At 61.3% G+C, this 17,032-nt stretch carries 14 protein-coding genes; 11 read left to right on the top strand and 3 right to left on the bottom strand.

Translation table 11 applies throughout. From position 1 onward, the window contains the following. Nucleotides 1-27: 27 nt before the first annotated feature. On the top strand, nucleotides 28-309 hold the full coding sequence (locus AB4Z24_RS12695) for a BolA family protein (protein WP_441708611.1): 282 nt from the start codon (nucleotides 28-30) through the stop codon (nucleotides 307-309). An 18-nt stretch (nucleotides 310-327) separates the two neighbouring features. Here AB4Z24_RS12695 and AB4Z24_RS12690 read toward each other — a convergent pair whose 3' ends face one another. Next, the gene (locus AB4Z24_RS12690) at nucleotides 328-1,635 is read right to left on the bottom strand and encodes an HlyC/CorC family transporter (RefSeq protein WP_441708609.1); all 1,308 of its coding nucleotides are present in this window, start codon (nucleotides 1,633-1,635) and stop codon (nucleotides 328-330) included. Between the two features lie 71 nt (nucleotides 1,636-1,706). Beyond that, on the bottom strand, nucleotides 1,707-3,401 hold the full coding sequence (aroB, locus tag AB4Z24_RS12685) for a 3-dehydroquinate synthase (RefSeq protein ID WP_441708809.1): 1,695 nt from the start codon (nucleotides 3,399-3,401) through the stop codon (nucleotides 1,707-1,709). Nucleotides 3,402-3,664: 263 nt separating this feature from the next. On the opposite strand from aroB, the gene AB4Z24_RS12680 reads away from it, so the two are divergent. The 10 genes from AB4Z24_RS12680 to AB4Z24_RS12635 all read left to right on the top strand — a co-directional run bounded on the left by AB4Z24_RS12680 (nucleotide 3,665) and on the right by AB4Z24_RS12635 (nucleotide 13,902). Beyond that, nucleotides 3,665-3,808, top strand: a complete 144-nt coding sequence (locus AB4Z24_RS12680; RefSeq protein ID WP_441708607.1) for a hypothetical protein — start codon at nucleotides 3,665-3,667, stop codon at nucleotides 3,806-3,808. A gap of 6 nt (nucleotides 3,809-3,814) precedes the next feature. Next, the gene (locus tag AB4Z24_RS12675; protein WP_441708605.1) at nucleotides 3,815-5,692 is read left to right on the top strand and encodes a hypothetical protein; all 1,878 of its coding nucleotides are present in this window, start codon (nucleotides 3,815-3,817) and stop codon (nucleotides 5,690-5,692) included. A gap of 7 nt (nucleotides 5,693-5,699) precedes the next feature. After that, nucleotides 5,700-6,632 (top strand): site-specific tyrosine recombinase XerD, encoded by a 933-nt coding sequence (locus AB4Z24_RS12670; RefSeq protein WP_441708603.1) that lies wholly within the window; start codon nucleotides 5,700-5,702, stop codon nucleotides 6,630-6,632. A gap of 53 nt (nucleotides 6,633-6,685) precedes the next feature. After that, nucleotides 6,686-7,345, top strand: a complete 660-nt coding sequence (locus AB4Z24_RS12665; protein ID WP_441708601.1) for a pyridoxamine 5'-phosphate oxidase family protein — start codon at nucleotides 6,686-6,688, stop codon at nucleotides 7,343-7,345. Next, nucleotides 7,345-8,880 (top strand): peptide MFS transporter, encoded by a 1,536-nt coding sequence (locus AB4Z24_RS12660; RefSeq protein WP_441708599.1) that lies wholly within the window; start codon nucleotides 7,345-7,347, stop codon nucleotides 8,878-8,880. Before AB4Z24_RS12665 ends, AB4Z24_RS12660 begins: the two co-directional genes overlap by 1 nt. Nucleotides 8,881-9,040: 160 nt before the next feature. Beyond that, a complete protein-coding gene (locus tag AB4Z24_RS12655; RefSeq protein ID WP_441708807.1) occupies nucleotides 9,041-9,988 on the top strand; it encodes an acetyl-CoA carboxylase carboxyltransferase subunit alpha in 948 nt (315 codons plus the stop codon). 179 nt (nucleotides 9,989-10,167) lie between these two features. Next, a complete protein-coding gene (locus AB4Z24_RS12650) occupies nucleotides 10,168-11,106 on the top strand; it encodes a L,D-transpeptidase family protein (RefSeq protein ID WP_441708597.1) in 939 nt (312 codons plus the stop codon). A gap of 54 nt (nucleotides 11,107-11,160) precedes the next feature. Beyond that, nucleotides 11,161-12,030, top strand: coding sequence for a L,D-transpeptidase family protein (locus AB4Z24_RS12645; protein ID WP_441708595.1), 870 nt, complete (start codon nucleotides 11,161-11,163; stop codon nucleotides 12,028-12,030). A 109-nt stretch (nucleotides 12,031-12,139) separates the two neighbouring features. Further along, complete coding sequence (locus AB4Z24_RS12640; protein WP_441708594.1) at nucleotides 12,140-13,153, top strand: L,D-transpeptidase family protein; 1,014 nt, start codon at nucleotides 12,140-12,142, stop codon at nucleotides 13,151-13,153. 173 nt (nucleotides 13,154-13,326) lie between these two features. Beyond that, a complete protein-coding gene (locus AB4Z24_RS12635; RefSeq protein ID WP_441708592.1) occupies nucleotides 13,327-13,902 on the top strand; it encodes a TIGR00645 family protein in 576 nt (191 codons plus the stop codon). A gap of 85 nt (nucleotides 13,903-13,987) precedes the next feature. Here AB4Z24_RS12635 and secA read toward each other — a convergent pair whose 3' ends face one another. Beyond that, nucleotides 13,988-16,939 carry a preprotein translocase subunit SecA gene (gene secA / locus AB4Z24_RS12630; protein WP_441708590.1) on the bottom strand — a complete coding sequence of 984 codons (2,952 nt, stop codon included), beginning with the start codon at nucleotides 16,937-16,939 and terminating at the stop codon, nucleotides 13,988-13,990. Between the last annotated feature and the right edge of the window lie 93 nt (nucleotides 16,940-17,032).

Genomic DNA, 17,032 nt, shown 5'->3' with positions numbered 1-17,032 from the left:
TCAGAAGTTTTTCTTTAAGAGACAAAAATGTCGGTTACGGGTCGAGTTCGGGAAAAGCTGATGATCGCGCTGCGCCCGACACGGCTCGACGTCATCAACGAGTCTGAGCTTCACGCCGGCCATCGCAACTCGCCCGGCACCGGCGAAAGTCACTTTCGCATTCTCGTCGTCTCGGATGCCTTTGCGGGCAAGAGCCGTCTTGAACGCCACCGGCTCGTCAACGACCTATTGAAGGACGAACTGGCGGGTGGCATTCACGCTTTGGCGCTATCGACGCTCGCGCCCGGAGAAGCCTTGCCGAGGTCCTGAGTCAAGCTTCGGCGAACTTTATCTCACCGCCCTTGCGGCAGCGGTCGTAGCGTTTCCTTTATCGGCTTGAGACACGGGCTTGATGCGAATAGCCGTGATTTTATTCCGGCTTTTGCGCAAAATTTCGAACCTATAGCCGTGGAACGTGAAGACCTGCCCCGGCTCGGGAATGGTCTGCGCCTCGTGAATGACGAGACCTGCAACGGTCGTCGCCTCATCGTCGGGTAGATCCCAATCGAGATGGCGATTGAGATCGCGAATTGCAACGGTGCCATCGACGTTGACGGTACCATCCGACTGCATGCGGATGTGGCTGTCGGGCATATCGTGCTCGTCGGTAATCTGTCCGACGATTTCTTCGAGGATGTCCTCGAGCGTGATGAGACCCTGCACCTCGCCGTATTCATCGACGACGAGGGCCATCTGCATTTTCTTTTTCAGGAACTGATTGAGCTGGTCTTTCAGCGTGGTCGTGTCGGGGACGAACCACGGCTCCGACGCCGATTTCATAATGTCGAGCTTATCGGGCCGCCAATCGGTGCGCGACAACGCCTGCAGCAGATTTTTCGTGTGAAGAACGCCGACGATATTCTCCGGCTCGTCCTTCCAGAGCGGCACGCGCGTATATTGCGAGCGGAGCACGGAATCCAAAATCTTCGCCGGCGGATCGTCGGCGTCGATCGTCTCCATCTTGGTCCGATGGACCATGATGTCGGCCACCTGCAGATCGCGGAGATCGAGCACACCGCCGAGCATCTCAGCGTCCCCCTTGGCGACGGTGCCTTCTCTCGCCTGCAGATCGATGGTGCCGCGGATCTCTTCGTGCGCGGCGAGGATGTTCGCCTCGTCGTCGGCCTTGCCAGGCGTCCAAAGCAGAATGTAGCGCACGACGAACTCGATCGCCCTCGTGAACGGCGTCAAGGCATAGATCAAGACCTGCATGGCTGGCGCGACGACCAACGCCACCCGATCGGCATAGGCCAAGGCGTAGGTTTTCGGCAGCACGGCGGCGAAGATCACGATCAGGATCGTGATGATAGCTGTAGCGTAAGCGACACCGACTTCGCCATAGAGTTGGACCGCGATGTTGGAGGCGAGCGCGGCGGCCAGAACGTCGACCAGCGTATTGCCGAGCAGAACCGTGCCGATCATCTTTTCCGGCCGCGACAGCACCTTGTTTACGAGGGCGGCGGAGGCGTTGTCGTCTTCCTCAAGCGCGTGCATGCGCGCGCGGGATGCGGCGGTGAGCGAGGTCTCACTGGCGTTGAAGAACGCCGACAATATGATCAGCAGAACGATCGCAACGAGGCTTACGGCTATGGACATGGCAATTCGCTGTTCCTGATCAGGAGAGGCAGCAGTCTAACACATCAACCGGTTGCCGATGCTTAACATGCTCAGCGGGCAATTTCCCGGGCGAGGAACGCCAGCACGGTTTCGGGCGCAACGTCGCGCGAAACGAAAGCCTGACCGATGTCGCGGACGAGAATGAACGCGAGCTTGCCGGCCTTAACTTTCTTGTCCTGCCCCATCAGGCGCAGCAATTCGGCGGGGTCCGCCGTTCCGCCCGGAATGTCGCTGATTTTCGTCGGGAGGCCGACGGCGCGGAGATGGTTCGCTGCCCGCTCGGCGCGGCCCGGCGGACAGATGCCAAGCTCCTCCGACAGGCGGATCGCGAGACACATGCCGATTGCGACGCCTTCGCCATGCAGGAGACGATCGGAATAGCCGGTCCAGGCTTCGAGGGCGTGACCGAAGGTGTGACCGAGGTTCAGCAGCGCGCGGTCGCCCGTCTCGGTCTCGTCGCGGGCGACAATGGCGGCCTTGGCGGCAACGCTCGTCTCGATTGCAGCGGTCAGAGCCGGTCCATTGTTGCCGAAGACGGCCTGCCAGTTCGCTTCGAGCCAGGAGAAGAACGGCTCGTCGCCGAGAAGGCCGTACTTCGCGACTTCGGCATAGCCGGCGCGCATCTCGCGCGGAGGCAGCGTCGTCAGAACGGCGGTGTCGGCGATAACGAGGCTCGGCTGATGGAAGACACCGATAAGGTTTTTTCCCTGCGGAGTATTTATCCCCGTTTTGCCACCGACGGAGCTATCCACCTGAGCGAGGAGCGACGTCGGGATTTGAACGAAGCGCACGCCGCGCCGCAGGATGCCGGCCGCGAACCCGGCGAGATCGCCGATGACGCCGCCACCGAACGGCAAAACGAGATCGCCGCGTTCCAGCCCCATCTCCAGGAGCCGTTCCGAGAGCGCCGCCAAATCGCGGAAGTTCTTCGTCGCTTCGCCGGGCTTCATGATCACGGAGCCCGAGAACATGCCCGCGGCCTTCAGGCTCTCCTCGAGCGTTTCGAGATGAAAGCGGGCGACGTTCTCGTCCGTCACCACACCGCATTTGACCTCGCCGAACCGCGCTTTGAGCAGCGCGCCGGTGTCGCGAAGAATGCCGCGGGCGATCAAAACATCATAGGAACGATCGGCGAGATCGACGTGCACTGCGCGGGATGGATTGGCGTCAAGGATGGACATCGCGGGGATTTCGGTTCCGGCGGCGAGGCGGCTTATGATCTCGGTGACGATGACGTCGTGCGGCTCGTCGCGGCTTTCGACGGTCATATTGGCTTCAGCATATATCGGATAGCGCTCTTCGATCAGCTTCCGCATCGTCGCTTCGGGATTGCCGTTGCGCAGAAGCGGGCGGTGATCACGTTTCGACACCCGGCGCATGAGGACCGGCAGATCCGCCCGCAGCCAGATGGAAATGGCGACGTCCTTGATCCGCCGCCGCGTTTCCGGATTGACGAAAGCACCGCCTCCGGTTGCAAGCACTTGCGGACCGTTGCCGAGCAGCCGAGCGATCACCTTACGCTCACCGGCGCGGAAATGCGCCTCTCCGTGATCGGCAAAAATCTCGTTGATAGTCTTGGCGGCGGCGCGCTCAATCTCGTCATCGGCGTCGACGAAGGGTAGATTGAGTTTGATCGCCAAGCGTTTGCCGACTGACGACTTGCCACAACCCATGAGGCCCACGACAACGATCGGCCGCTGACCGATGTTCTTTTTGGCGCGCTCGATCGCTTCGGCTTCCATCATAGGAGGCTCAACACCGACGGGTTCGGTAAGTTCGTCGGTTTCTTGGTTGGTTTCTGGCGGCAGGCCGCGCGGCGGGGTGGTCATTTCGGCGCCGTCATGCCACGAACCAAATACGTTCGCAAATTGGAAACTTACCTTTAAGCCACAGCAGACCCAAACCTTCTTGCCGATCGACAGAGACTTTCTTCGGCAAAATACCACTTTGAGTCATAATCACGCCTTCAAAGATGTTCACCTAGCGGCCGGGGACGGAACAGAGAGAAATGCCGAGCCTTTTCCGGCTTTTATTGGTACTTTGCGCGCTGACGGCGCTGGTTCTCGGGGGGCTCTACGTGCTGGCAACCCGCTTCGAGCCCGAGCAGCAGACCATCAGCAAGCCCGTGCAGAATATCAAAATCCGGCGGTGAATGGTGATGGTGTATACACACCGAAAACGACTAGCGGCCGCCGGTGGCATCGCTGTGCTCGCGCTCCTTGCGATCGGGGCGGCTCCAGTTCCCGCCGCCGCCCAGGATGCGCCGGCCTCGACGCCCGCCAAAAAGAAAGCCTCGCGCAACGACGCCTATTCGCCGCCGGCTGAGCAGCGAACCTATCTGCAGCCTTTGGACGGACCAGCGGGAAGCTCCAGCGGCGGCGCTACGTGGGGGCAGCCGAACCCGGACAGCGCGGTGCAGCCGGATCCCAGTCGCGGCAGCCGGTCCGACCCGCAGAACGGCGTGGTGCGCGGCGCGCTTCTTCCGGGCGTCGAGAAGGACGAGCTTGCGCCCGTCATGTCCGGTGACGGTTCCGGATTGCCCTATGAACTTTGGGGTGGATTGGACGTCAACGGGCTCGAAAAACTGATCAGCACGATCGAGATTCCGCCGCGCTCACCTGTGCTCCACGGCCTTTGGAAGCGGCTGATCACGACACCTTCGCCCGGCTCGTCCAGTGTGGATTTAGCAGCGCTCAGGCTCGAGGCACTTTATCGCTCGGGGCTAGCGCGGGAGGCTGCTGCCGAAATCGCAAAGCAGACGGGCGGCGAAAGTGCGCTCCTCCTCACGCTCCAGGCCCGCAACGAACTTGCCTCTGGACACCCAGACAAGGCTTGCGAACTCATCGCGCGATCGGCAACGCTCAAGGGCAGCATCCCAGCGCGTCTCAAAGGTCAGTCGATCCTGATGGCCGGGTATTGCTCAGCGGTGCAGAACGACAAATCATCGGCCGGCCTTGCTGCGGATCTGGCGCGTGAAGAAGGCGTTCCGACGTCTCCCGGTCTCGAGGCGCTGGACGCTTTCGCGATCAATTCCAAGCCTCGCTATTCGCCGGTGAAGCAGATCACGCTGCTCGATTACCGGATCGCGGAGAAAGTCGGCGGCCTGCCTCACAAGACCGTTCTGGAAAAAGGTGAGCCGGCGTTGCTCGTCGCGCTCGCAAGCGATCATTCGACGCCGGTCGATCTTGGGCTACCCGCGACGGAAGCGGCCGCGCGACTGAATGCGCTTTCGCCGGAGGCACTCGCCGGCATCTATCGCGTCAACGCGGAGCAAGTTCCGGCGGACGATCTCTTGGCCGGACGCGGCCCGCAGGGCGTTCCGCGCCGCGCGGCACTCTTCAGGGCTGCCGAGGACGAGCGGACGCCTATGCGCAAGGCGCGGCTGATCCGGGCGTTCCTCGATGACGCCAAGCGCGAAGGCCTCGGCATGATCGGTGCGCAAATGATTGCACCAGCCGCTTCACAGCTACAGCCCGCTCCGGAGATCGTGTGGTTTGCCGAAACGGGCGTCGAAATCGGCTTAGCGTCGGGCAAGTTCGGCATGGCCCGCGATTGGATCGGCATCGGCGATCAGGGCGGCGGTCCGGGCCTTGGGGCTTGGCGCGCGCTCATCGATATCGCCGACGCCAAGGAGCCGGACCGGGGCAAAAGCTTTTCCGTGCTCGAAAGCTACGTATCGAACGGCCGTTTCCCTGCGGCTGCGCTTTACCGCCTGACGACGGTTCTCGAAGCGCTCGATTATCTCGTTCCCATTCCGCTTTGGGATGCCGCAAACAGGACGCCACAGCCAACGTCCGGTTATCTGCCGGAGACTGGCGTGCTCACCGAATTACAAGTTGCATCGAAAAAGCAGGAGTTCGGCCATAGCGTGCTTCTGGTCATGAAGGCGCTTGGACCGAACGGAGCGCAGGACGCCAACCTCATCGCTCTCGGCGACAGCATTCGAGCGCTGAAACGCGCCGGTCTCGAAGCCGACGCACGGCGCCTCGGACTTGAGGCGCTGCTTCCTTCGTGGCCGCACACGGAAACGAATTGAGGGCTCCATGACGCCAGTCGCCGAATGCGATGGCCACCTCGCGGACTTTCTTGCCATGCTCACGGCTGAGCGCGGCGCTTCGGCAAATACCATCGACGCTTACACCGCCGACCTCGAAAATTTCACCGGCTTTTTATCAGATAGAGGCATAGCGGCGCCTGACGCCAAGCCGGCCGACGTGCAGGCTTATCTCGGGTTCCTCGCGAGCGAGGGGCAGGCGCCGACATCGCGCGCGCGGCGGCTTTCGGCCATCAAGCAATACTTCCGCTTTCTCCTCGCCGAGGATTTGATCGTGCTCGATCCGACGGCCGGATTGCAGGGGCCGAAAAAACAGCGCGCGCTTCCGAAAGTTCTGAGCATTGCCGAGGTGGACCGGCTGCTGACCGTTTCACAAGGCCAATGCGAAGGCCAGGAGGGGCGCGCGCTTTTTCGAGCCTTGCGCTTTCATTGTCTTCTCGAAGTTCTGTACGCGACCGGCATGCGTGTTTCCGAGCTCGTCGGGCTGCCACGCAGCGTCTTGCGCGGCGACAAACGCGTTCTCACGATTAAAGGCAAGGGCGGCCGCGAGCGGCTGGTTCCGCTCAACGTAACGGCCCGCGCGGCGCTCGATGCCTTCCTCGATGTGTCCGGACGCTTCGATAATTCCGAGTGGCTATTTCCTTCGAAGTCGGCGCTCGGCCACGTGACCCGGCAAGGCTTCGCGCAGGATCTCAAGAGCATCGCCGAAGCTGCGGGAATCGCGCCCGACCGCGTGTCGCCGCACGTGTTGCGTCATGCGTTCGCCAGTCATCTTCTCGACCGCGGCGCAGACCTCAGAGCCGTTCAGCAGCTTCTCGGCCATGCTGACATTTCAACGACGGAGATTTATACGCATGTGCTGCAGGAGCGGCTGAAGGCGCTCGTTAACGCCCATCACCCGCTCGCCAAAAACAAGACCTGAACAAACGCCGGCCATCCATTGCGACGGTTCTTGCAAATGAAGGGAATATGCCGATGAGCCGCCTATACGGAGACATCCATCGCGCTATGCAAATGGCTTTCGACACGCGGGCGATGGCGGACAGAGTCGAGGCGGTTGCCCTCAAGCCCGAGATCGACGACAGTGCCAAGGCTTTCATCGAAAGCCGGGACATGTTCTTCCTGACGACAATCGACGATCGCGGCCGTCCAACGGTCTCTTACAAGGGCGGCACTCCCGGCTTCATCAAGGTGCTCGATGCTCACACGCTGCTCTTTCCGAGCTACGATGGAAACGGAATGTATCTGTCGATGGGCAATATCTCGGGCAACCCCGAGATCGGGATGCTGTTCATCGACTTCGAGAGGCCGTTTCGTTTGCGCGCGCAAGGCCGCGCCGAACTCATCGTCAGTGGATCCGAGCTCGAGGGCTTCAAGGAAGCCGAGATGGCGGTGAAGGTGAGCATTCACGAAGTCTGGATGAATTGTCCGCGCTATGTGCACCGATACGAGAAGCTCGAGAGTTCGCGCTATGCGCCCGGCGTCGAAGCGGAAACGCCATTTTGCGAGTGGAAGCGCATCGACGCCATGCAGGATGTGCTGCGTCCCTTCGAGCAGCGCAAAGCGGAGGAACTCGGAACAACGACCATCGACGATTGGATGGGTAAAGTCATGACCGGCGACAAGGGCGCATAATGCCTTCGCAAAGGGGCCAGGAGATTTCTGCAACGGGATACACGGCTTCCGTCGTAGCGGAACCTCGCAGCTCCTGGCTCGGCTTCGCAGCGCAGCCGCGCGGGCTTTCAACTCTCTACTTTGCCGAGCTTTGGGAGCGCTTTTCGTTTTACGGCATGCGGGCGCTGCTGGTGCTGTTCATGGTGGCGCCGGTCACGCAGGGCGGTCTCGGCTTCGCCACGCCCACGGCGGGCAGCATCTACGGCACCTACGGGATGGCGGTTTATCTTCTCGCGCTGCCCGGCGGTTTCATTGCGGACCGGCTGCTCGGTGCGAAACGCAGCGTGCTCCTCGGCGGGGCGACAATCGCCTGCGGGCACTACGCGCTGGCGTGGCCATCCGGCGAAACATTCTACCTTGGCCTGGCGCTGATTGCGATTGGGACGGGCCTTTTCAAGCCGAACATCTCAGCCCTCGTCGGTGCACTCTATTCGAAAGACGACTCTCGGCGCGATGCCGGGTTTTCGCTCTTCTACATGGGCATCAACCTCGGCGCGTTTTTGGCGCCGCTGGTGACGGGATTTCTGGCGCAGAGCAGCACCTTCAAGGGTTGGCTGGCTGATGCCGGCTTCGATCCCAATCTGAGCTGGCACTGGGGCTTCGGTGTGGCTGGCGTGGGCATGACGTTTTCGACTTTGCTTTTCTTCCGGAAAATGCGCGATCTCAAAGATCCCGACGTCGATGGCTCTCAATCGACGTCGTCGGTTGTCCGTCAGGGCCTGTTCGTCGGCGTCGGCTCGCTGTCTCTTCTCGGCCTTGCATTGCTCGCCGACGTCGATGGCTTCCATTGGCTGCGCTGGCTGTTCATCATCTTGCCGCTGATGGGCATCGCTTACGGTGCGACGCGCCAAAGCCCCGATGCGAGACGCATGGCCGCCGTCGGCGTGTACTTTCTCGCGGCGATGATCTTCTGGGCGATCTTCGAACAGTCGGGCACGTCGCTATCGCTTTTTGCCGAGTCGCTGACGCGCAACGAGGTCTTGGGATTTTCCTTCCCGTCAGCGTGGTATCAGTCCGCCAATCCCATCTTCGTCATCCTGCTGACGCCAGTTGCGGCAATGCTCTGGATGAAGCTCGGCAAGCAGCAGCCGTCTTCGCCCGTCAAGTTCGGGCTCGGTCTCGTGTTCCTCGCGTCGTCGTTTCTGCTGATGGTTCCGGCCGCCACCTACGCTGCGGACGGACGCGTCTCGCCGTTTTGGCTGGTCGGGCTCTACTTCCTGTTCACGGTCGGCGAACTGATGCTGAGCCCGGTCGGGCTTTCGACGATGACGCGCATCGCGCCGCAGAGAATGTCGGGACAGGTCCTGGGGCTCTGGTTCCTGGCGATGGCGTTTGGAGACAAGCTCGCCGGCGACATCGGGGGCGCATTCACGGCCAACGATCCCGATGCGCTCGCCCTGTCATTCCTGGCGCAGGCCGGGCTCGTCGCCGTCGCTGCGGCGCTGATGTTCGCGATTGCGCCCACGGTCAAACGGCTCTCGGAAGGCGAAAGTTAAACATTGTAAAGGCCTCGCAGACCAGAAGTGGGCGGTGCACAGCCTGACGCCTTGACACCCGCGGCCAGCCGTGGCGAATGTCGCGCGTGAAAAAAGCGCTTGCCGCACGCTTCAGTTGCACAATCAGGAAAGCCCAAGTTCCGTGAACGCTACGACCGCATTGCGTACCTATCTTGATTTCGAAAAGCCGATCCTCGAGCTCGAGAACAAGGTTGCCGAGCTCAAGGCCATGCAGACCGAAGGCAAGGGTCCGCACATCGCCGACGAGATCACCAGGCTCGAGCAGAAGGCGAAGGCCGCACTGGCCGATACCTATGCGAAGCTGACGCCTTGGCAAAAGACGCTGGTCGCGCGGCATCCGGAACGGCCGCACGCGCTCGACTTCATCGGCGGCCTGATCGAGGAATTCACGCCGCTTGCAGGCGACCGGTATTTCGCCGAGGACGAAGCGATCGTCGGCGGCATCGGCCGATTCCGCAACCGCTCCGTTCTGGTGCTCGGACACGAGAAGGGCGCCGACACCGAGCAGCGCATCCGGCACAATTTCGGCATGGCGCGCCCGGAAGGCTATCGCAAGGCCGTGCGCCTCATGGAAATGGCCGACCGCTTCAATCTGCCGATCATCACGTTCGTCGATACGCCCGGCGCCTATCCGGGGATCGGGGCCGAGGAGCGCGGCCAGGCCGAAGCCATCGCGCGATCGACGGAGTGCTGCCTCAGGCTCGGCGTGCCGATCGTCACCGTCATTGTCGGCGAGGGCGGCTCGGGCGGCGCAATCGCCATCGCGACGGCTAACCGCATTCTTATGCTCGAACACGCCATCTACTCGGTCATCTCGCCCGAAGGCGCTGCGTCCATCATCTGGCGGGACAGCAACAAGAAAGAAGAAGCCGCCACGAACATGAAGATCACGGCGCAGGATCTTGATCAGCTCGGGGTCATCGATGCGATTGTGAAAGAGCCGACCGGCGGCGCGCATCGCGACCGCGAATCAGTAATTATCGCGACGGGCAACGCGATTGCCCGCATGCTTGCGGAGTTTGACGGCAAGTCGCCCGACGACATCCGGGCTCAGCGTCACGACCGGTTTTTGTCGATCGGACGCTGAACGCGTGGCGCTGCGAGCCCACTGTGATGCCGCATTTGCACACGATACTTGAATTGACTCGGGCGTCCGCCGATTTCAGTAATCGTTTGAGTTCGTTGTGTTAACAGTCCGCCGACCCGCGGCACGGGGAATTCGTTCGGGACGTGAAGGGCGCATTGGTGGGAACCAGCATTGGCTCGATGACACGAGCTGTTGTGCGGCTCATGGTTTTGTTCACCGTGGCGACGCTCGCCGCGTGCTCGAGCGCGCCCACCATTCCCCCACCGTCCGAAGTGCCTTTATCTAAGGAAGCGCTGGCGTCGCTCGCTAAGAAGGGCATGCAGCCGGGAGCGCCAGTTTTCGTGCGCATCTTCAAGGAAGAATCCGAGCTTGAGGTGTGGAAGCAGCGCGACGACGGGCGCTTCTATCACTTCAGGACATACCCCATCTGCAATTGGTCGGGCGCGATCGGGCCGAAGCAAAGCACGGGCGACCGGCAGGCCCCTGAGGGTTTCTATTCCATCACGCCGGCGCTGATGAATCCGAATTCGAAATACTATCTGTCGTTCAATCTCGGCTATCCGAACGCCTTCGATCGCTCGTGGGGCCGTACGGGCGATTCCGTCATGGTGCACGGAAGCTGCCGCTCCGCCGGCTGCTACGCGATGACGGACGCGCTGATGGAAGAGATCTACGGCCTTACCCGCGAAGCGCTGAAGGCGGGGCAGCCGAGCTTCCAGCTCCAAGCTTTTCCGTTCCGGATGACGGACGCCCGGATGGCGCGCGAAAAGTCGAACCAATGGTACGGCTTCTGGAAAACCATGAAGCAGGGTTACGACTACTTCGAAAAGTATCGCATTCCGCCGAGCGTCGCTGTCTGTGAACGCCGCTACGTCGTCGATGCCGTGCCGCGCAGCCGCCCCGACGCGAGCGGACGCTGCCCTGCGTTCGACCGGCCATTCGTCACCGCCTTTACGCCGCTGCCGGAGCCTGCTCAGATGGATGTCGCCAGCGGCAATAAGCTCAAGGGCATCACGGATCCGGACAGCGAACCGTCACTTGCCGATATCAAGGTCGCGAAGCAGCAGCGGTCGCAATCATCGATGGCGGCTTCTTCGCCGATGGCGAACGCGAACTGATCCTTCGGCGCACGGTCCGATCGATGACAACGCACAACGTGAGTGGGTGCTAAGTTGCGACAGCCACGACGCGGCCGAATTGGACGGATCCTGGGCTTTGGCGCGGGTTTGCTGGCCCTTCCGCTGGTGGGCTTCATCTCCATGCCGGTGTGGCTGCCGAAATTGCCGGGCGGCGATGCCGCTCTGATCAAATACGAGCGAAGCCAACGCCTGATGCGGTGGAGCTTTGGCCTGCCGATGCCGGGCGAGCCGGATCTCGCGAGCTATTCCGAACGCCTGAAGAGCGCCGGCGTTGCCGAGGGTGCCCCCGTGCTGATCCGGATCTTCAAGAGCGAGTTCGAGCTTGAGCTTTGGATGCAGCGCGACGGTGTTTTCCAGCTTTTCGCGACGTATCCGATCTGCCGCTGGTCCGGGGTTCTCGGGCCCAAGCTGCAACAGGGCGACCGGCAGGCGCCCGAAGGTTTCTATACGGTCGATTCCTCGGCCCTCAATCCAAACAGCCGCTGGTATCGCTCGTTCAATCTCGGCTTCCCGAATGCCTTCGACCGGGCGCATGGGCGGACCGGCTCGTTCATCATGGTGCACGGCGGTTGCGGGTCCATCGGCTGCTTTGCGATGACGAACGCACAGATGCAGGAAATCTGGAAGCTCGTCACCGGAGCGCTCTCCGGCGGCCAAAAACGCTTTCAAGTTCAAGTCTTTCCGTTCCGGATGACGCCGGAACAGATGGCGAAGCACACGAACAGTCCCGCGATCGATTTCTGGAAAAGCCTGAAGACCGGCAGCGACCTATTCGAGGCCAGCAATGTGCCGCCGAAGGTGACGGTTTGCGGCAGCAGATACCAGTTCGACCCCGGCGAGAAGGGCTCCGCCGGGTCTGATTCGATCGACGACAAGTGTACAAATGAGGGCGCTAAAAGTTAACCGTTCACGGCGGCGCTTCTGGCGCCGAGTGTTGGCGAAAAGTCACTCCGAATCTGGTATCCGGGCGGTAATGTTTCGCTCGCGAAAGATAGGTGCCGGTCGCAGGTCCATGGTGTCCAACGGTTCAACGCGTCTGAAGCTCTTCGCGGCGATGATCCTCGGTCTCGTCGCGTTCAGTCATGCCGCGATCGATCAGGCGAACGCGCTGACGATCGAGCTGAAAGACGTCGCGTCCGATCGCGTCGAACGCCAGCGTGCCGCCGCTACGGGTGCGCTTCCGCTTCCCGGAACGCCGGATGTCGCGGTGCTTCAGCAGCGCCTGCGGGAAAAGGGCGTGACGCTCTCGTCGCCCATCCTCATCCGCATCTTCAAAGCCGAATCCGAACTCGAAATCTGGAAGCAGAAGGATGACGGTTTCATCCTTTTCGCGACCTATCCGATCTGCCATTGGTCGGGCACGCTCGGGCCGAAGCTTCGCGACGGCGACCGGCAGGCGCCCGAAGGCTACTATACGGTGACGCGTGCGCAGGCCCGGCATGTGGGCCGCTGGCCCATCTCGCTCGACATCGGATATCCGAACATTCTCGACCAGTCACAGGCGCGGACCGGCTCCGACATCCTCATTCACGGCGGATGCTCGTCGGTCGGCTGCTTCGCGATGACGAACCCGGTTTCGGAAGAGATCCATCAGCTCACGATCGCAGCGATCGATGCGGGAGAACAGCGCGTTCCGGTGCACATTCTGCCGTTCCGCATGACCGACGCAAATATGGCGGCGCAGAGTACGTCGCCGTGGGCGCCGTTCTGGAACAATCTCAAGGAAGGGTACGACCTTTTCGAACGGACGAAGCGGCCCCCGCTGATCGGGGCTTGCAGCGGACGCTATATTTTCCAAGAGGCGCGAGCGCGCGAACTTCCCGGCCAGATCGACGCGTGCGGGCCGACGATCGCTTCGATCCGAGAGCAGGAGCAGTGGCTCGACAACGTTCCGCCACCCTCGCAGTTCGCGCCGAAGCCCGAGACGCAAACGGCTCAGTCGAAGACGACGCCGATACCGCAGATTCAGACGAGCCTCGAAAGTGATGCGCCGCCGCCCATGTTCTCGTGGCGTCTTATTCGCTGACCTGAGGCTCACTTTTGCGGCGCGGACCTTGTCGCGCTAACCTTCGCGGGCGCTTGTGATTTTTTCCTCGCAACCCTACTTACGTTATCGCCTAGTCGCCACACGGGCGGGCGCTTGCCTTGCGTCGCCAACGTTGCGATAGAGCATGCAAATTCACGAATAGAGGATGAATGATGGCCGAGAAAACATTTGCGAAGCGCGTAGAGATAACGCTGGAAAGCTGGTTGTTCAGCTCGCGCTGGCTTCTCGCGCCGTTCTATTTCGGCCTGGCACTGTCGCTCATCATTCTCATGATCAAGTTCCTGATGGAGCTTTTTCACCTTGCGGCCGTTGCGTTCTCGTCAACAGAGTCCGACGTGATCCTTGGCTTGCTGACCCTGGTCGATTTGACGCTGACGGGATCGCTGCTCATCATCGTCATCTTCTCGGGATATGAAAATTTCGTCTCGAAGATGGATCATTCCGATGACGGCGACCGGCCGGCTTGGATGGGCACGATCGACTTCGCCGCTCTGAAGCTCAAGATGCTGTCGTCGATCGTCGCGATCTCTGCCGTGCAACTTCTCCGTCAGTTCATGTCGCTCAGCACTGTAACCCCCGAGCGCGAGAAAGAGCTGATGTGGCTCGTCATCATCCACGTCGTGTTCGTCGTATCGAGCGTGCTCTTGGCGCTATCCGACCGGATCGCGGGCGGCGGCCATGACGGACAGCCGGCGTCCGCCGGATCGTCGAATACCGGCAGCCACTAGCCGTTCAGGTGTCGATCTGTTCACGACGGCAAATTTTGCCGGGATCACGGAAACAATTGAGGCGCCGAAAGGCGCCTCAATTCAGCTAATCCATCTTGCCGTGGCAATGCTTGTATTTCTTGCCTGAGCCGCATGGGCAGAGGGCATTGCGCGAGACGCGGCCCCAGGTTGCAGGGTCTTTCGGATCGACCGCGCCTTCATTCCTACGGCTCTGCAGCGGTGCGCGTTTCTCGGGCTCGGGTCCCGCGGCGCGGCGTGCACGGGCGCCTTGAATGGCGGCGTCGGCCATCGCGAGTTCTGGGTCGCGCGAGAACTCGTCGAAGCCCGTCGACGCATCGACGTGGTGGGCTTCCATCGGCGGCAGCTCGACGGGCTGGAGTGCGGGCTGATCCTCGGGCGGCGCCAGTTCGACGTGCATGAGCTGACCCGTCACGTTCTCACGCAGGCGTCCGAGCATGTTCTCGAACAGAATGAACGCTTCGGACTTGTATTCATTCAGCGGGTCGCGCTGGCCATAGGCGCGGAAGCCGATGACCTGACGCAAGTGCTCGAGCGTTACGAGATGCTCGCGCCAGAGGTGATCGAGCGTCTGCAGAAGAACCATCTTCTCGATCTGGCGATAGAGCTCCGTTCCAAGCTCGTTCGACTTGGCCTCTGCCTTGGCGTCGACGGCCGCCTTGATGCGATCCCTGATCTGTTCGTCGGCAATGCCTTCCTCGGCCGCCCAGGCGGCAACCGGAAGCTCGAGATCGAAGACGTTGTTGACCTCGCCGGCGAGGCCCTGCGTGTCCCACTGCTCGGCATAGGCCGCAGGCGGAATGAAGCGCGTGACGTACTCGTCGATCAGCTCGTTGCGAAGCTCGACGACCGTTTCGGAAACATCTTCCTGACCCATGATATCGAGCCGCTGCTCGAAGATGACCTTGCGCTGGTCATTCATCACGTCGTCGTATTTCAGGATCTGCTTGCGGATGTCGAAGTTGCGCTGCTCGACCTTCTTTTGTGCGGTCTCGAGCGACTTGTTCATCCATGGGTGGGTGATGGCTTCGCCTTCCTTCAGGCCAAGCGTCTGCAGCACCTTATCCATGCGCTCGGACCCGAAGATGCGCATCAGGTCGTCGTCGAGCGCCAAATAGAACTTGGAGCGGCCGGGGTCGCCCTGACGGCCGGAGCGGCCGCGCAGCTGATTGTCGATGCGGCGGCTTTCATGGCGTTCGGTCGCGAGCACGTAGAGGCCGCCGGCTTCCAGCGCCTTCTGCTTGTTGGCAGCGACGTCGGTGACTAGCTCGGCACGCTTGCTGCTTATCGCGGATTCGTCAGGCGGCGTGCCCTTTTCGGTTTGCTCGGCGATCCAATCGCGCAGGCGGAACTCGGCGTTGCCGCCCAGCTGAATGTCGGTACCGCGGCCTGCCATGTTGGTGGCGATCGTCACGGCTCCGGGCTGGCCGGCCTGCGCAACGATGCTCGCTTCCTGCTCGTGATAGCGGGCGTTCAACACCTGGTGCGGGATCGGCGCATCCTTACCCTTCGCTTCGGATGCGAACTTCTTCAAAAGCGCGGCCATATCGGTCAGATGCTTGCGCAGCTCTTCTTCCTTGCCCGCCTTGATGGCGGCGGCCTGCTCCTCGAGCTGCTTGGCGAGTTCCTTGAAATACTTGTGGTCCTTCAGGAGCTCCGAAAGCTGCTCGGACTTCTCGATGGAGGTGGTGCCAACGAGGATCGGCTGCCCACGGCTTTTGGCTTCCGCGATGGACTGCACGATGGCGGCAAGCTTCTCGCGCTGCGTGCGATAGATCTCGTCGTCTTCATCGATACGGCTGACGCCAAGATTCGTCGGGATGTCGATGACCTCGAGCCCGTAGATATCCATGAACTCGCTGGCTTCCGTCATCGCTGTGCCCGTCATGCCGGCGAGCTTCTTGTAGAGACGGAAGTAGTTCTGGAACGTGATCGAGGCCAGCGTCTGGTTTTCGGGCTGGATCTCGACCTTCTCCTTGGCTTCGAGCGCCTGATGGAGGCCTTCCGAATAGCGGCGTCCCGGCATCATGCGTCCGGTGAACTCGTCGATAATGACGACCTGGCCACCCTTGACGATGTAATCCTTGTCGCGCTGGAAAAGCTTGTGGGCCTTCAGCGCCTGCGTGAGGTGATGGACGATCGTGACGTTGTCGATGTCGTAGAGCGTGCCCTTCAGAAGGCCTGCCTCTTCGAGAGCGCGCTCCATCTTTTCGTTGCCGGCTTCGGTGAACGAAACCTGGCGCTGCTTCTCGTCGAGTTCGAAATCCTCGGCCGTGACGAGCTTCATCATCTCGTCGATCGACTGGTAGAGATCGGCGCGGTCATCCAAGGGGCCCGAGATGATCAAGGGCGTGCGCGCTTCGTCGATGAGGATCGAGTCAACTTCGTCGACGATGGCGTAGATGTGCGGTCGCTGCACCATTTCGGCGTAGTTCATCTTCATATTATCGCGGAGATAATCGAAGCCGAGCTCGTTGTTCGTGCCGTAGGTCACGTCGCAGGCGTAGGCGATCTTGCGGGCCTCGTCGCTCATGTCGTGGACGATGCAGCCGACGGTGAGGCCGAGGAAGCGGTAGACCTGTCCCATCCAATCGGCGTCGCGTTTGGCGAGGTAGTCATTGACGGTAACGACGTGCACGCCCTTACCGGTCAGCGCGTTCAGGTACACGGGAAGCGTTGCGACGAGCGTTTTACCTTCGCCGGTCTTCATCTCGGAGATGTCGCCCTGGTGCAGAACCATGCCACCGATGAGCTGGACGTCGAAATGGCGCTGGCCGAGCGTGCGCTTTGCGGCTTCGCGAACGGTCGCGAACGCAGGCACGAGCAGATCGTCGAGTGACTTACCGTCGTTCAGCTGCTGGCGGAACTGTTCAGTGCGCGCCCTAAGCTCTTCGTCCGAAAGGTCCTGCAGCTCGGGCTCAAGCGCGTTGATTGCCGCGACGCGCGAGCGAAAGCCCTTGACTCTCCTCTCGTTCGAGGAACCGAAAATCTTCGAAGCGAGGTCACCGAACGAGAGCATATTTTAGATCCGTCCTAAAAAATTCGTTTGGCCACGCCCCCTGGCGCGGCCGGCTCAGTTTTCCTGTCGCAGGGCAGCATTTAAGCAAAAAAT

This window comes from Hyphomicrobium sp. 2TAF46, from assembly GCF_052114865.1.
GTDB lineage: Bacteria > Pseudomonadota > Alphaproteobacteria > Rhizobiales > Hyphomicrobiaceae > Hyphomicrobium_B.
The sequence above is the reverse complement of the archived record's forward strand: the minus strand, read 5'-3'. Positions and strand labels throughout refer to the sequence as shown.

Coding starts and splice junctions, on each gene's coding strand:
- AB4Z24_RS12690 (WP_441708609.1), bottom strand. CDS start 1,635: ATGTCCATAGCCGTAAGCCTCGTTGCGATCGTTCTGCTGATCATATTG.
- AB4Z24_RS12665 (WP_441708601.1), top strand. CDS start 6,686: ATGAGCCGCCTATACGGAGACATCCATCGCGCTATGCAAATGGCTTTC.
- AB4Z24_RS12680 (WP_441708607.1), top strand. CDS start 3,665: ATGCCGAGCCTTTTCCGGCTTTTATTGGTACTTTGCGCGCTGACGGCG.
- AB4Z24_RS12650 (WP_441708597.1), top strand. CDS start 10,168: ATGACACGAGCTGTTGTGCGGCTCATGGTTTTGTTCACCGTGGCGACG.
- aroB (WP_441708809.1), bottom strand. CDS start 3,401: ATGATGGAAGCCGAAGCGATCGAGCGCGCCAAAAAGAACATCGGTCAG.
- AB4Z24_RS12660 (WP_441708599.1), top strand. CDS start 7,345: ATGCCTTCGCAAAGGGGCCAGGAGATTTCTGCAACGGGATACACGGCT.
- AB4Z24_RS12675 (WP_441708605.1), top strand. CDS start 3,815: ATGGTGTATACACACCGAAAACGACTAGCGGCCGCCGGTGGCATCGCT.
- AB4Z24_RS12695 (WP_441708611.1), top strand. CDS start 28: ATGTCGGTTACGGGTCGAGTTCGGGAAAAGCTGATGATCGCGCTGCGC.
- secA (WP_441708590.1), bottom strand. CDS start 16,939: ATGCTCTCGTTCGGTGACCTCGCTTCGAAGATTTTCGGTTCCTCGAAC.
- AB4Z24_RS12670 (WP_441708603.1), top strand. CDS start 5,700: ATGACGCCAGTCGCCGAATGCGATGGCCACCTCGCGGACTTTCTTGCC.
- AB4Z24_RS12640 (WP_441708594.1), top strand. CDS start 12,140: ATGGTGTCCAACGGTTCAACGCGTCTGAAGCTCTTCGCGGCGATGATC.
- AB4Z24_RS12635 (WP_441708592.1), top strand. CDS start 13,327: ATGGCCGAGAAAACATTTGCGAAGCGCGTAGAGATAACGCTGGAAAGC.